The 14681-nt window shown below is 58.6% G+C and carries 16 protein-coding genes; 8 read left to right on the top strand and 8 right to left on the bottom strand.

The genetic code is table 11. From position 1 onward, the window contains the following. Positions 1-19: 19 nt before the first annotated feature. Together HNQ72_RS06565 and HNQ72_RS06560 are read left to right on the top strand one after the other, a co-directional pair. On the top strand, positions 20-589 hold the full coding sequence (locus HNQ72_RS06565; RefSeq protein ID WP_183990653.1) for a GNAT family N-acetyltransferase: 570 nt from the start codon (positions 20-22) through the stop codon (positions 587-589). A 296-nt stretch (positions 590-885) separates the two neighbouring features. Continuing rightward, positions 886-1545 (top strand): OmpW/AlkL family protein, encoded by a 660-nt coding sequence (locus HNQ72_RS06560; RefSeq protein ID WP_244654355.1) that lies wholly within the window; start codon positions 886-888, stop codon positions 1543-1545. A 72-nt stretch (positions 1546-1617) separates the two neighbouring features. Here HNQ72_RS06560 and HNQ72_RS06555 read toward each other — a convergent pair whose 3' ends face one another. Both HNQ72_RS06555 and HNQ72_RS06550 read right to left on the bottom strand, forming a co-directional pair. Then, entirely contained in the window at positions 1618-1836 is a 219-nt protein-coding gene (locus tag HNQ72_RS06555) for a tautomerase family protein (RefSeq protein WP_183990650.1), read from the bottom strand. Positions 1837-1861: 25 nt separating this feature from the next. Next, a complete protein-coding gene (locus HNQ72_RS06550) occupies positions 1862-2602 on the bottom strand; it encodes an SDR family oxidoreductase (RefSeq protein ID WP_183990647.1) in 741 nt (246 codons plus the stop codon). 97 nt (positions 2603-2699) lie between these two features. Here HNQ72_RS06550 and HNQ72_RS06545 point away from each other — a divergent pair, with 97 nt between their 5' ends. After that, complete coding sequence (locus tag HNQ72_RS06545; RefSeq protein WP_183990645.1) at positions 2700-3593, top strand: LysR substrate-binding domain-containing protein; 894 nt, start codon at positions 2700-2702, stop codon at positions 3591-3593. 82 nt (positions 3594-3675) lie between these two features. Beyond that, positions 3676-4692, top strand: coding sequence for a serine hydrolase domain-containing protein (locus HNQ72_RS06540; RefSeq protein ID WP_183990643.1), 1017 nt, complete (start codon positions 3676-3678; stop codon positions 4690-4692). Positions 4693-4966: 274 nt separating this feature from the next. On the opposite strand, the gene HNQ72_RS06535 is transcribed toward HNQ72_RS06540, so the two are convergent. The 3 genes from HNQ72_RS06535 to HNQ72_RS06525 all read right to left on the bottom strand — a co-directional run bounded on the left by HNQ72_RS06535 (position 4967) and on the right by HNQ72_RS06525 (position 8161). Then, positions 4967-5953, bottom strand: a complete 987-nt coding sequence (locus HNQ72_RS06535) for a WD40 repeat domain-containing protein (protein ID WP_183990641.1) — start codon at positions 5951-5953, stop codon at positions 4967-4969. A 97-nt stretch (positions 5954-6050) separates the two neighbouring features. Then, positions 6051-7220, bottom strand: coding sequence for a CobW family GTP-binding protein (locus HNQ72_RS06530; RefSeq protein ID WP_183990639.1), 1170 nt, complete (start codon positions 7218-7220; stop codon positions 6051-6053). A 149-nt stretch (positions 7221-7369) separates the two neighbouring features. Then, on the bottom strand, positions 7370-8161 hold the full coding sequence (locus HNQ72_RS06525) for a creatininase family protein (protein WP_183990637.1): 792 nt from the start codon (positions 8159-8161) through the stop codon (positions 7370-7372). Positions 8162-8243: 82 nt separating this feature from the next. Between HNQ72_RS06525 and HNQ72_RS06520 the strand changes: the two genes are divergently transcribed. Together HNQ72_RS06520 and HNQ72_RS06515 are read left to right on the top strand one after the other, a co-directional pair. Next, on the top strand, positions 8244-8738 hold the full coding sequence (locus HNQ72_RS06520; RefSeq protein ID WP_183990635.1) for a MarR family winged helix-turn-helix transcriptional regulator: 495 nt from the start codon (positions 8244-8246) through the stop codon (positions 8736-8738). Between the two features lie 119 nt (positions 8739-8857). Further along, the gene (locus HNQ72_RS06515; RefSeq protein ID WP_183990633.1) at positions 8858-9895 is read left to right on the top strand and encodes a LacI family DNA-binding transcriptional regulator; all 1038 of its coding nucleotides are present in this window, start codon (positions 8858-8860) and stop codon (positions 9893-9895) included. A 6-nt stretch (positions 9896-9901) separates the two neighbouring features. Here the strand turns inward: HNQ72_RS06515 and HNQ72_RS06510 are convergent, their stop codons facing one another. Beyond that, a complete protein-coding gene (locus HNQ72_RS06510) occupies positions 9902-10678 on the bottom strand; it encodes a gamma-glutamyl-gamma-aminobutyrate hydrolase family protein (RefSeq protein WP_183991377.1) in 777 nt (258 codons plus the stop codon). Between the two features lie 231 nt (positions 10679-10909). On the opposite strand from HNQ72_RS06510, the gene HNQ72_RS06505 reads away from it, so the two are divergent. Beyond that, positions 10910-11050 carry a hypothetical protein gene (locus tag HNQ72_RS06505; protein WP_183990631.1) on the top strand — a complete coding sequence of 47 codons (141 nt, stop codon included), beginning with the start codon at positions 10910-10912 and terminating at the stop codon, positions 11048-11050. 247 nt (positions 11051-11297) lie between these two features. Next, complete coding sequence (locus tag HNQ72_RS06500; RefSeq protein WP_183990629.1) at positions 11298-12404, top strand: TRAP transporter substrate-binding protein; 1107 nt, start codon at positions 11298-11300, stop codon at positions 12402-12404. 102 nt (positions 12405-12506) lie between these two features. Here HNQ72_RS06500 and HNQ72_RS06495 read toward each other — a convergent pair whose 3' ends face one another. Then, positions 12507-13991, bottom strand: a complete 1485-nt coding sequence (locus tag HNQ72_RS06495) for a TRAP transporter large permease (RefSeq protein WP_183990627.1) — start codon at positions 13989-13991, stop codon at positions 12507-12509. Positions 13992-14010: 19 nt separating this feature from the next. After that, positions 14011-14550 (bottom strand): TRAP transporter small permease subunit, encoded by a 540-nt coding sequence (locus tag HNQ72_RS06490; RefSeq protein WP_183990625.1) that lies wholly within the window; start codon positions 14548-14550, stop codon positions 14011-14013. Positions 14551-14681: the final 131 nt, after the last annotated feature.

The raw sequence follows: 14681 nt of genomic DNA, 5'->3' as shown, positions 1-14681 counted from the left end.
AAGTGCGGGAGGCCCAAAGATGGCCACTGTTCTTGATTCTGTCCGCGCATTCTTTGCGCCGAGCCAAACCTACACGATCGATACGGAAACTCCGGCCGATGTCGTTGCACGCGAGACGTTGCTCGACCGCGCGATGGGGGCTGACCGCCGTAAGAAGTCTTCGGAGAAGATCCGCCGCAACCGCCTGCCGGCGGAAGGTCTGGCGCTCGTCGCTCGCGATGGCGACGGCCATGTGATCGGTACGGTTCGTTTGTGGAACGTCGAAGCCGGCATTTCGCCGGAAGGCAATCCGATTGAGGCGCTTCTGCTCGGGCCGCTTGCCGTATCTAACGATCAGGAAGGTCGAGGAATCGGCGGCGCATTGATGCGTGCCGCGATTGCTGAGGCACACAATCGTGGCCATGGAGCGATCCTGCTGGTCGGTGATGCCGCCTACTACGAGCGGTTCGGCTTCTTTGCCGAAAAGACTGCGCATCTCGTCATGCCCGGCCCGTTCCAACGCGACCGTTTTCTGGCGTTGGAATTGAAATCCGCCTGGCTTGAGGGCGCTGTGGGCATGATCGTTGCGAGTGGTCGCAAGCTGGCCTGAAATAAAATTGTTCAGCAAAAAGGCCTCGCGGCTGCTCCGATCATCCCGAAGCCCCGCCTCCAGTTCCGGAGGCGGGGCTTTTCCTTTGCGGTATCCCGTGGAGCGAGAGGAAATCAGCGGCGCATCGCCACTGCGTCATTTAGGCAACAACCGCCGTCTCCTTGATTAGCTAATGGGTACACTTGATCTCGATCAAGTGTCTGCAACTACACGAGTTTTAGATCTTTTCCAGAAGATTCAGGCAGGCTGGAAGGAGATGTTTTATGACAATCAGCAGCAGGAACTATGCGCGTTGGATGGTGGGGATCAGCGCAGGCTTTTTCGCATTCGGGGCAGCAGCTGCGGACATGGCGCCCGCTCAGGTCGCGCCCGTTGCAGACGAAGCGATTTCCTCTCCGAGCCCGTGGCAGATCCGCGTACGCGCGCTTGGCGTCATCACCAAGGATAGCGGTTCGGTCGACCAGAACTCTGCTCTCGGGCTGGAATATAGCGACACTGTCATCCCGGAAGTGGATATCAGCTACTTCTTCACCGACAATATTGCCGCAGAACTGATCCTCGGCACGACCTATGCCAAGATCAACACGACTGGTGCTGCAGATCTGGATGTGGGCAAGGCCTGGCTTCTGCCGCCGACACTGACGCTGCAGTATCACTTTACCGATTTCGGCGCGTTCAAGCCGTATGTCGGTGCGGGCATCAACTACTCGATGTTCTACAATCAGTCCGACAAGGGTGGCTTCAAGAATCTCGACGTCAAGAATGACTTCGGCTGGGCTCTGCAGGCCGGTTTCGACTACATGCTCGACGAACATTGGGGTATCAATTTCGACGTGAAGAAGATCTTCCTCGAAACGGATTGGAAAGTTGACAACAGCCCGTTGGGTGTCCCGCTTTCGGGCAAGGCCAAGATCGATCCGTGGCTGATCGGTGCAGGTGTCACCTACCGCTTCTGATAGAGGAATAGGGCGGGGGGTCTTTAGTGCGGCGCGACCTGTTCGCGCCGCCTTTTTGTATGGCGAGAGTGTTCAGGCTCCGGCCGGAGCACGATATGCTTCGGGAATGACGAAAATCTCGTCGGCGCGGCCGTAGCCGCCATCCTTCACTTCCTCGATCAGCACCAGCGTGTGGGGGCGGGCAGCCTCACTCATGTATTCGACCAGCATGTCGGTCGTGCGATGCACGATCTCTTCCTTCTGGGCCTTTGTCAGTGCGCCTTCCGGCGTCTTGATGTTGACGAACGGCATTGGAATTTCCCTTCTTGTTCGCGTTTCAGATCATGCCGCCATTGGCGCGCAGGACCTGGCCGTTGATCCAACCGCTCTCGGTGCTTGCCAGGAACGAGACGACGGAGGCGATATCGTCCGGCTGGCCGAGACGGCCGAGCGGAATGTTGCGGATTATGTTCTGGACCAGTTCTTCCGACTTGCCGGTCATGAACAGTTCGGTTTCCACCGGGCCGGGGGCGACGGCGTTTACGGTGATCCGGCGTTTGCCGAGTTCCTTGGAGGCAACATGGGTCATTGCCTCGACGCCTGCCTTGCTGGCGGCATAGGGGCCGTAACCCGGACCGTACATGCCGACGACGCTGGATGAAAAGTTGATGATCCGGCCGCCCTCGCGCAGCCGCTTACCGGCCTCGCGAATGCCGTAGAATGTGCCGGTGAGGTTGATGGTGACGTGCCTGTCGAATTCGGCGTCATCCATTTCGATCAGCGGCGAGAGCTTCATGATGCCGGCATTGTTGACCAGGATATCGATGCCGCCGAAGCTTTTCTCTGCCGCATCGAAGAGTGCTGTGACGCCTGCCGACGTGCCGACATCTGCCTTGACAGCGATTGCCCTGCCGCCAGCCGTTTCGATTTCGCGGACGACATCATCGGCAGCACTCTGGCTCGATGCATAGTTGACGACGACGGCAAGGCCATCCTTGGCGAGACGCAGGGCCAGAGCCTTGCCTATCCCCTTGGAGGCGCCGGTGATGATTGCTACGCGGTTGGTGTTCTCGGTCATGGTAATTCTCCTTTTCTGGTGATGAAGATATGATGATCTCCATGGAGAACAATGGCGGTCATTTGACATGACAATTTGCATGTGATGAACAATTGCCATGGACAGATTATTGCGCATGCAGCTTTTCGTGCGGGTGGTGGAACGGGGCAGTTTTCTTGCGGCTGCCGCCGATCTGGGGCTGGCCCGCTCCACCGCCACGCAGGCGATCAAGACTTTGGAAGCCGATGTCGGCGCGCGACTGCTTGAGCGGACGACACGACATGTGGCCGTGACGCTGGATGGCAGCGCATTTTATCAACGTTGCTTGTCGATCCTTGCCGATGTGGATGAGGCGGAGGCGATCTTTCGGGATGCGAAACCGCAGGGCATATTGCGGGTTGATGCGCATCCTATGCTGACCCAGACCTTTCTGTTGCCGCATCTGCGGTCGTTTCTCGATCGCTATCCGTTGCTGGAGATCCAGTTCGGTCAGGGGGACCGGTTTGTGGATCTTGTGCGCGAGGGTGTCGACTGCGTGATCCGGGCGGGGGAGGCAAGCGACAGTTCGCTGATCATGCGCAGGCTCGGTTCCATCCGCGAGATGACCTGCGCCAGCCCGGACTATGTCAAAAGCCATGGCATGCCGCAAACGCCGGACGAGCTGGATGGACATCAGGCGGTCGGCTTCATCTCTTCACGCACGGGGCAGATCATGCCGCTCGAATTTGTGGTGGGAGAAACCGTGCGCTACGTGACCTTGCCGGGGCGCGTCACCGTCAACAATTCCGATACGGTCATGGATCTTGCCCGCAGAGACTTCGGCCTGATGCAGGCGCCGCGTTATCACCTGCAGCGACATGTCGATGACGGCACGCTGGTGGAAGTGCTGCCGGATTTTCCGCCGCCGCCCACACCGCTTTCCGCTCTTTATCCGCAAAACCGCCAGCTCTCGCCGCGCGTGCGGGTGTTCATCGACTGGGTCGCGAAGATATTTGCGGAAGCTGATATCTGAGGCAGGTCACGGAGATTCATTTCGGCGTGAGGCTGCAGGTTCCGCCTTATTGCAGCAATCGCATTGCCCTATCTCTCGACCCATGATCACACGTCGTTCCGCACTCCTGTCCGCTCCATTCCTGTTCGTCGCCGGTCGCGCATTTGCCCAGCAGCCGGTGCCTCAACCGCCCGAGACGTTGAAAACGGTTCTCGACCGCGCCGCCGGGCTGGAACCGCTGAAGGTGGTTCTGGTCTATCGCAATGGAGAGCCGCTGGCCGAGCGGGCCTTCAACGGACGTTCGCTTGCGGCGTCGAGCAACATCAAGTCGGCGTCGAAATCGATCATTTCCTGCCTTGTCGGTATCGCTATCGATCGCAAGCTTCTGGAAGGGACCGATCAGAAGATAGCACCGATCCTGAAAGCCGATCTGCCACGCAATCCCGATCCGCGTCTTCACGAGGTCACGATAGGCAACCTGCTTTCGATGCAGGCCGGGTTGTCGCGAATGTCGGGACCGAATTACGGGCGGTGGGTGGCAAGCCCGAACTGGGTGCGATTTGCCCTGTCAGAACCGTTCGATGGCGAACCGGGTGGCGAGATGCTGTATTCGACTGCATCGACGCATCTTCTCTCCGCCATTCTGACCCGGGTCGGGGCAAAATCGACCCTGGCGCTGGCGCGTGAATGGCTGGAGCCGGTCGATGGTTTCAGGATCGGGGCATGGGAGCGTGACCCACAGGGCATCTATCTGGGCGGAAACCAGATGGCGATGTCCGCCCGCTCGCTGATGGCTTTTGGAGAGCTTTACCGCAATGACGGTAAGTCGAACCAAGGCCGGCAGGTGGTCTCGCAATCCTGGATCGACCAGTCATGGACCTCGCGCACCAACTCCCGTTTTTCGGGCGATGCCTACGGCTATGGGTGGTTCATGCGGGAGATCGGTGGAGAGGATGTCAAGTTCGGATGGGGTTATGGAGGGCAGATGGTCTATGTCATCCCGTCACTTGCCATGACGGTGGTGATGACGTCGAATGAAAGCGGCCCGTCTGCGCGTAACGGTTATCGTGACCAGTTGCATGATCTTCTGGCGGATATCATCCGCGTCACGCCTGTCTGATCGCTATTCTACAGATCAATATCGAATGAAAGCCGGAATATTAGGGTTACTTGTTCATCATGCAGCGGGCATTTCGTTGCATTATCTGTGCCTAATATTAAGAGTGAATTCACAACCAAAGCGAGTAAACTGGCTGCGATTGGTTCTCGAATTCCTCTCCGGGAGCAACACCGGCCTCACGTCATTAGCGTGGGCCGACGCTTTCCCGTGGGGTGGGTGGGGGAAGTATGGAGCCCCCACCCATTCTTTGCTGTTATTCTGGCCCCGCGAGGAGCTATGCGCTGATGTCGATCACGCCGCAATCGCCAGCTTCAGACGCGAAGGAGAGAAGCTTGCCACTGGCGCTCCAGCTCAGGCCGGTGATCGCGCCCTTGCCCGGACGTCGTAGCAGCGCTTCCTTCTCGTCGGCGATCCTGACACCGAGGATCATGCCGTCGATGAAGCCGATGGCGAGAACTTCTTCCGCAGGGTGGAAGGCGACCTGGGTGACCATGATATTGGCGCGGGTGCCGAGTTCCAGCGGCGCCTTGCCCATCGGGCCGTCCTTCGACGAGAAGGGCCAGACGATGGCGGCAGGAGCGCCCGAAGAGGCAAGCCACTTGCCCTTTACCGACCAGGACAGTGATTTCACCTTGGCGGGATAACCGGTCATGCGCATGTGGCGGTTTTCGCCGGCCTTGCCGTCGAGCTTCCAGCCATGCAGCGCGTTTTCCTGCATCGTGGTGACGAGGAAACGGCCGTCAGGGGAGAAGGTGACGCCGGTATGGGCACCTTTCCAGTCCAGATCGGCTGCCGGTGCGTTGGTGCCGACCCAGTGCAGCGAGACGCCGTTATAGCGGGCGGCGGCGATCCGGAGGCCCTTGTTGGCGAAGGCGATGCCCTCGACACTTCGCTCCTCAGTGAATTCCTTGACCGAACCATCGCCCTGTCTCACGACGCTCGTCTTGCCGACGGCATAGGCAACGGCATTCTGCGGACCGCCAGCGATGACGCTGATCCATTTGCGCGGCACTTCTGCAAGTACGGTCGTTTCGCCGTCATGGCCGATGCGCACAACCTTGCCGTCTTCGCCGCCCGAAAGCAGGGTGGCGCTGAAGGGATCGCGAATGCAGGTCAGAAGCCCCTGATGCGCTTGCGTGACCTTTTCACCGCCATCGAGGCGATGAATGGTGCCTGCAGCGGTGGCGAAAAAGGGAATGTCGCCCAGAAAATGCGTGGAAACGACGTGGCCTTCAATATCGAGCGGTGCAACTGTCGGCATCAGGCGGCCATCATTCGGGACATTGTTTTATTATCCATATGGTTTTCGGGCGCCGCTTCCGACGCCCGTTTGTCTATATTGAAATCTGCAGCCGATGTCAGGCCGGTGTCTTGGCGGTCGCCTGGCAGGCGAGGAAGCTCTGCTCGATCTTGGCGAAATCCAGATTGCGACCGATGAAGACGAGGCGGCTTTCGCGCTTTTCGCCATCCTTCCACGGACGCTGGTGATCGCCTTCGACGATCATGTGCACGCCCTGGACCACATAACGCTCCTCATCACCGGCGAAGGCGATGATGCCCTTCAAGCGCAGGATGTTCGGGCCTTCCGTCTGGGTGATTTTCTGAACCCAGGGGAAGAAACGATCCGGGTTCATTTCACCGCCACGCAGCGAGATAGACTTCACCGTGATGTCGTGGATCGGCGACATGGAATCATGATGGCCATGGTGGTGCCCATGGTGGTGGCCGTGATCATGGTGATGATCGTGTCCGCAATCAGGGCCGCAGGTGTGGTCATGATCGTGATGGTGGTGATCGTGGCCGTGGTGATGGTGGTCGTGATCGCAGTCCGGACCGCAGACGTGATCTTCATGGTCATGATCGAGGAAGTGCGGGTCGTTTTCGAGCGCACGCTCCAGATTGAATGCGCCCTGATCAAGCACGCGAGACAGATCAACACCGGAGCGGCTGGTCTTGTAGATGCGAGCCGTCGGATTGATGGCGCGCACGACATCCTCGACGATCGCCAGTTCTTCCGGCGTGACGAGATCGGTCTTGTTGATGAGAACGACGTCGGCAAAGGCGATCTGGTCTTCGGCCTCACGGCTGTCCTTGAGGCGCAGCGGCAGGTGCTTGGCATCGACGAGCGCGACCACGGCATCGAGTTCGGTCTTGGCGCGGACGTCGTCATCCATGAAGAAGGTCTGGGCGACCGGGACCGGGTCGGCAAGGCCGGTCGTCTCGACGATGATGCCGTCGAAACGGCCCGGGCGGCGCATCAGGCCTTCCACGACGCGGATCAGGTCGCCGCGCACCGTGCAGCAGACGCAGCCATTGTTCATCTCGTAGATTTCTTCGTCCGACTCGACGATCAGATCGTTGTCGATGCCGATCTCGCCGAATTCGTTGACGATGACGGCGTATTTCTTGCCGTGGCTTTCGGAGAGGATACGGTTGAGAAGCGTCGTCTTGCCGGCGCCGAGATATCCGGTCAGCACGGTGACGGGAATGGGCTTTGCTGCTTGAGCTTCGGTGGTCTGGTCGGTCATAGGGAAACCTCGAAGGTTAAAGGCTTGCGCCGAATGGCATTGGCATGGGGCGCCAGAAATCGTCCGCTCCATATAAGGGCAAGGCGGAACGAGTTCAAAGGGTTTCGATGTTATAAAATCACGTCAGGACGATGCGTCTGTGCGCAGCGCTATCTTAAATTTTCGACATCAAACTCCGCCACATCCTCCAGCAGCTCGATAATTCCCTTCACCGCATGCGCCACAAGCTGTTCGCCACGCTCTGCCGTCGCGACCGACGCATTGCCGGCGACGCCGATGGGATTGAGATCCGACATCTTCCAGCCGAAGGCATGCGGGCCATAGGCGCGCAGGTGAGTGAAATCGCGAGCGAGGTCGGACTGGCGGGAGGTGAAGGCCTCGGCCTTTGCCATATCCACCTTGTCCGGCCATAGTGACAGCATGACGGAAGTCTCGATGTCGCCGCCGTGGATGTCGATTGCCTTGTCTTCGGGACTGATCCAGCCCGAGGGCTGTCCGAAGCGTGTCCAGCTGGTGGCGACGGCCAGCATGTTGAACCGGATGCGGGCCTCGGTCGCGACGATCGTCATCAGCGGTGAGTTGCCGCCATGGGCATTCAGCATGACGAATTTCTTGATCCCCTGGCGGTTCATGTCTTCGGCAATGCCGAGCCACCGGTTGACTGCTTCGTCGAATGCAAGAGACCGGGTTCCCGCCACGTCCATGTGTTCGACCGAATATCCGACAGGCTCGGCGGGCAGAAAAGTGACAGGGAGTGTCGCCGGGATTTTCGGGATGAGTCGTTGCACGAGACCTTCCGCGATCAGCGTATCGGTGTCGAAAGGCAGGTGCGGACCGTGCTGTTCGTGAGCGCCAAGCGGCAGTACCGCGATCCAATCGCGTCTTTCTGTGGACGCAAGTGTCTGATCATTGTCACAAAAGCGCGGTTTGGGATGCGACATCTGGCGGTGGTTTCCGGGTTTCGTTATGGATAGCACACACTACTATAATGACGACCTTCACCAAGCAAAGCGGGCAGGGCCGATGAGCAAGAAAAAGGGCGAGAAGAAAGCGAAATCCGGGAAGAAGAAGGAGCTTGCAGCTCTTTCGGCGGCTGATCTCGCACCGGCGATCACTCAGGCCGCCCGCTCGGTTCGTACTGCGCTCAGCCGCAGCATTTCCGATAGCGGCCTTTATGCCGGCCAGGACGGGGTTATCCTCGCGCTTTCGGAAGATGACGGGCAGACACCCGGTCAGCTGGCCGCGCGGCTCGGCGTGAAAGCGCCGACCATGACCCGCACGATCGGGCGCATGGAGGCGCAAGGTTTCGTCGAGCGCAGGGCTGATGGCCACGACGGACGGCTCACCAAGGTTCATCTCACGGAAAATGGCCTGAAGAGCGTCGAGTCGATTGGCCAATCCGTTGCAGATTGCGGCGCGATGGCCGTGCGGGGTTTTTCCGACAAGGAAGTGCGCACGCTTTTGAAGCTGCTGAGGGCTGTGGAACACAACCTGCAGCCGGAAGCCGACGAAGACTGACGGGCCTTCGGCCCATTCCCCGCCTATTGTGCTTGCAAATTAAATTGTTTATTTAAAAATTTTAGTTTGCAAGGCCGGCGCCAGAAACCGGCTTTCAAGAAAAGCAATCCGGAGGGGTTATGGCGCAGAAGGTGAAGCTTTCTACGATCGCAGACAGCCTGGGACTTTCGACTGCAACAATTTCGCTGGCGCTCCGTGACAGCCCGCTCGTCGCAGCCGAAACGCGCGACAAGATCAAGGAGCAGGCACGCGCTCTCGGCTATATCTACAATCGCCGGGCAGCCAGCCTCAGAACCTCGCGTTCGGGCATTATCGGCGTCGTCGTGCATGACGTGATGAACCCGTTTTATGGTGAAATCCTCAAGGCGATCGAGACCGAGCTCGATCGCAGCAGCCATACATTCATTCTCTCCAATCATTACGACTCGGTCGAGAAGCAGCGCACCTTCATCGAGACGCTGCTGCAGCTGGGTGGTGACGGCGTTATCATGTCGCCGGCGATCGGTACGCCGGTCGAGGATATCAGGCTTGCGGAGCAGAACGGCATGCCGGCCATTCTGGTTGCCCGTACGATGGATGGCGTCGACCTGCCGACCTATCGTGGCGACGACAGCTACGGCATCTCGCTTGCAACAAACCACCTGATCGGGCTTGGCCATCGGGTCATTGCGATGATCGGCGGTACGGATCAGACCTCCACCGGCCGCGACCGGTATCAGGGTTATGTCGACGCGCTGCGCAAGGCCAATATCGATGTTGATCCCGGCCTTCGCATTCCCGGTCCTCGCACCATGCAGGGCGGCTTCGAAGCAGCCGTGAACTTCCTGTCGTTGCCGCAGAAGCCGACGGCGGCCGTCTGTTGGAACGATCTCGTGGCAATTGGCCTGATGAACGGTATTGCCCGTGCAGGGCTCATTCCTGGGCAGGACATTTCCGTCACCGGCTACGACGATCTGGAGCAGGCGTCGATTTCGACGCCGTCTCTGACGACCGTTTCCAACCAGCAGGCGGATGTCGGTCGGCTTGCGGCACGTGCGCTGCTTGACCGTCTGGCCGGAAGCCACGAGCCGGATGGCCTACACCTTATCAAGCCGGAAATGCGCATCCGCCAGTCGACATCGCCCTACAAGCCGCTTCGCGATCTCGCCAAAGCGTAAGGCGAATTATGCGGCCGCGCCAGCGGGTGTTGCCTTGAAGGCTACATAGGCGCGAACGGCATCGCCGAAAGCTTCGAAGAGGGCGCGGGATGGTGCATCCGTTTCGGCCCAATATTCCGGGTGCCATTGCACGCCAACGGCGAAACTCTTGGCATCTATAACCGAAACGGCTTCGACCGTGCCGTCTTCGGCGCGGGCCTCGACCTGCAGTCTGGGCGCCGTCTCGGAAATGGCCTGGCGGTGCAGCGAATTGACCTGCACTTCGCCAGCAGTGCCGAGGTAACGGGCGATGCATCCGCCTTCGGCGACTATCACTGGCTGGCGAATGGCGAATTTTTCGTCGCGATCCGATACCTCCGGCGAACGGTGATCCCAGATGCCGGGCTGGTCCTGGATTTCGCTTGCCAGCGTTCCGCCGAGTGCAACGTTCAGTTCCTGAATGCCGCGGCAGATTGCGAGAAGCGGAATGCCGCGGTCGATCGCACGACGGATGAGCGGCAGGGAGGTCGCGTCGCGGCCTGGATCGAACGGGCCGTCCGCTTCGGTGGCTTGCCTGCCATAAAGCGACGGGTGAACGTTGCTGAGCGCGCCGGAAATCAGAACGCCGTCAACCCGGTCGAGAATGGCATCGGCATCATTGCCTGTTTCGAAAGCCGGCACGATGAAGGACATGACATCGGCCACTTTCAGCGCAGCCGACACATACTGGTTCGGGGCGGCGTGCCAGATGGCACCTCCGATGTCACGAATATCGGCAGGGACGGCGACGATGGATTTCGGCAGATGAGAGGCCATGGTGGTTCCGAATTGATGAGACGAAGCCAGAGAAACAGAGAACGCTGCCAATTGCTAGAGGATTTGAGGTGGCAAAACCAGTCGCTGTGTGACGAGAAATAGATGCAAGGACCTATGGCGTCCCCGCCCAAATTATCTTCTCATTTCTTGAGCTATGTCATGAAGCGGTCTGCTCTTCGGGAGGAGGCTACAGGTGGTCCAATCAAAAGGAGACCTCTCATGTTTGCCGCTCTTTCGCCCTATGTCGCTGGCCTTGTCATTCTCTGGTGGCTGGCCGGTGCCTATGTCATTCCACGTGATTTCATTCGTGTGCAGCGGAGCAAGCATGCCGCAGACAGTGAGAAGTTTCTCCACGGGTAAGTGTATCCAGTACGGAGCTTCCTGAATAAAACTGTGGCTGCCGAAATAATGGGCATATCCTGCTGAAAACAATTTATAATTAGAGTTTCGAACATTACAGACGAAAGTCTAATTCGTTATTGGCGCTTCAACCCCTCGTTTGCGTTTCCCCTCGCTTGCAAGCCTTTAGGCAACATGTTTACCTCATCGATGATGTCCGGCGGATTGGAGGATGCGCCGGAAGTCGATCATGATCGGGAGGATATTCATGGATCGTCGTCAGTTCTTCAAGAAAGCTGCAGTCACCGGAGCGGGCGCGCTTGCCGCCGGATCTCTGGCTGCACCTGCAATCGCTCAGGCCAATCCCAAGATTACATGGCGTCTCACGTCGTCGTTTCCGAAATCGCTCGATACGATCTATGGCGGCGCGGACGACATTTCCAAGCATGTCGCGGCGGCTACGGATGGCAATTTTACCATCCAGCCTTTCGCGGCCGGCGAAATCGTACCCGGCTTGCAGGCGGCTGATGCCGTCACGTCCGGAACGGTCGAGATGTGCCACACCTGCTCGTACTATTTCGTCGGCAAGGACCCAACATTTGCGATCGGGACGGCAATTCCGTTCGGCATGAATGCGCGATTGACCAATTCCTGGTTCTACCAGGGTAACGGCAACACGCTGATGAACGAGTTCTATGCCAAGCACAACATTTACGGTCTGCCGGCCGGCAATACCGGGGCGCAGATGGGTGGCTGGTTCCGCAAGGAGATCAACACTGTCGACGATTTCAAGGGCGTGAAGATGCGTATTGCCGGCATTGCCGGCAAGGTACTCGAGAAGCTCGGGGCCGTGCCGCAGCAGATTGCTGGCGGCGATATCTACCCGGCGCTTGAGAAGGGCACGATCGATGCTGCCGAGTGGGTCGGTCCTTACGACGACCACAAGCTCGGCTTCTTCAAGGTCGCGAAATACTATTATTACCCGGCCTTCTGGGAAGGTGGGCCGACGATCCATGCCTTCATGAATCGCGACAAATGGAACAGTCTGCCGAAGCAATATCAGGCGGCGCTGACCGATGCCTGCGCCTTTGCCAATACCAACATGATGGCGAAATACGACCAGAAAAACCCGACCGCGATCAAACAGATCGTCTCGCAGGGGACGACGCTTCGGCCCTTCAGCCAGGATATCCTGGAAGCGTGCTACAACGCTGCGCTTGAAGTCTACAAGGAGATCTCGGCAACGAACGCGGACTTCAAGAAGGTCTATGAGGATCAGGTCGCCTTCAAGAAGGAGGGGTATTTGTGGATGCAGTTGTCCGAATACACGTTCGACACGTTCATGATGATCCAGCAGCGTAACGGCAAGCTCTGATCATCGGCCTTTGGTCTTGATAGTAATTCAACCCCGGAGCCAGGCTTCGGGGTTTCTTCGTTCCAGATAAAAAAGGCCCGGTTTGATGCCGGGCCTTTTACGTCAGTTGAATTTCGGTGGTTCGGACAGATTAGGAGCCGCAGGCTGGGCCGGCGCGCCGTCCATGGGCGGCAGGCCGAAATTCGGCATGCCACTCCCGCCGCTGTCATTGCCAAAGCCCGGAACCTCGATCTTGATCGTGTTCAAATCCACATCCGGTGCCTTGTCCAGCCAGTAGGTGACGGATTCCGGCCAGAAGATGATGATGGCGACGAGGATCAACTGCATGCCGAGCCACGGGATGGCGCCGAGATAGATATCCTTGGTCTTGACCGTCTTCGGCGCAATCGAGCGCAGGTAGAAGAGTGCAAAGCCGAAGGGCGGGTGCATGAAGCTCGTCTGCATGTTGACGCAGAGCAGGACGCCGAACCAGATCAGGTCGATGCCGAGCGACTGGGCGACAGGCGCCAGAAGCGGCAGGACGATGAAGGCGATTTCGAAGAAATCGAGGAAGAACGCCAGAAAGAAGATGAAGATGTTGACGAAGATCAGGAAGCCGAGCGCGCCGCCGGGAATGTGAGACAGCAGATGCTCGATCCACAGGCCACCATCCATGCCCTGGAAGACCAGGCTGAAGCAGGTGGCGCCGACCAGAATGAAGACCACCATGGAGGTGATTGTCATGGTGGAATGCATGGCCTGCTTGATCAGATCCCAGGTCAGGCGACGATGCAGGGCGGCAAGTACCATAGCGCCGACGACGCCGAGAGCACCGGCTTCCGTCGGGGTCGCAAGACCTAGGAACAGCGTCCCGAGCACGAGGAAGATCAGCACGATCGACGGAACCATGCCCCAGAGGACGCGGATGACGAGAGCTGCATTCAGCTCGCCACGCGCTTCCGGTGGCAGAGGCGGGACATCCTTCGGGCGGACGATCGACAGGACGAAGATGAAGCCGAGGAAGATCAGGACCTGCAGGATCGAGGGCCCGATCGCGCCGAGATACATGTCGCCGACCGAACGGCCGAGCTGGTCTGCAAGCACGATGAGAACGAGAGATGGCGGGATGACCTGCGTGATCGTGCCTGATGCCGCGATGACGCCGGTTGCGAGCCGCGGATTATAGCCGTATTTCAGCATGATCGGCAGCGAGATCACGCCCATGGTGATAACCGATGCCGCGACCGTGCCGGTGATTGCGCCGAGAATGGCGCCGACGATGATGACCGCATAGGCAAGGCCGCCCGGTATGGCGCCGAACAGCTTGCCCGTGCCTTCCAACAGATCCTCCGCAAGGCCGCAGCGTTCGAGGATTGCACCCATGAAGGTGAAGAACGGGATGGCAAGCAACAGGTCGTTGGAGACGATGCCGAAAATGCGCAGCGGTAGCGCTTGCAGGAAGGCGAAGTCGAAATGGCCGGTGGCGATGCCGAGAAGGCCGAAAAACAGGCCGACTGCCGACAGGGAGAAGGCGACCGGAAAACCGTAAAGCATGAAGATGATCATGCCCAGGAACATGGCTGGCGGCATTATGCCGAATGCGAACATGGCTTAATCCCCCGATGCCTTATTGAAGCGGTTTTTCGTAGGTCGTGTCGACCTCAAGGGTGCCTGTTAGCCCCGCGATCCGCTTGATCAACTCGGAGAAACCCTGCAGCGCGAGCAACAGAAAACCTGCGACAATCACAAGCTTGACTGGCCAGCGCAGAAGGCCGCCGGCATTGGAGGACATCTCTCCTTGCTGGAAGGAAAGAGAGAAAAACGGCCATGCAAGCCATGCGAGATAGAGGCAGGCCGGAATGAGGAAGATGATCAGGCCGAGCGTGTCGATCCACAGCCGCGTGCGATCTGAAACGGCACCATAAATAAGGTCTACGCGTACGTGTTCATTCAGGCGCAACGTATGCGAGGCGCCAATCAACACGATGAAGGCAAAGAGATACCACTGGATCTCAAGCCAGCCATTTGAGCTGTAGTTGAACATATAACGGATGAAGGCGTTGCCTGCGCTGATCAAACAGCAGGCCAGCACGAGGTAACCGGAAAATTTTCCCAGCACTTCGCTCAAGCGGTCTATCAGGCCGCTAAACCGTAATAACAGTCTCATTCGTTCCCACTCCCAACAGGTCCTTTTATCCCGCCTGTTCTTTGGTGGCGATGTAAACGAAGGTATAAGGAAAGAAAAGCGGAAACGACTGACGCGAATTGGCAGCGGCCCTCAAGGCGGCAGCTCCGAAA

This window comes from Aliirhizobium wenxiniae (assembly GCF_014201355.1).
In the GTDB taxonomy this organism is placed as follows: Bacteria; Pseudomonadota; Alphaproteobacteria; order Rhizobiales; family Rhizobiaceae; genus Neorhizobium; species Neorhizobium wenxiniae.
This window is presented reverse-complemented; position numbering and strand designations above follow the sequence as displayed.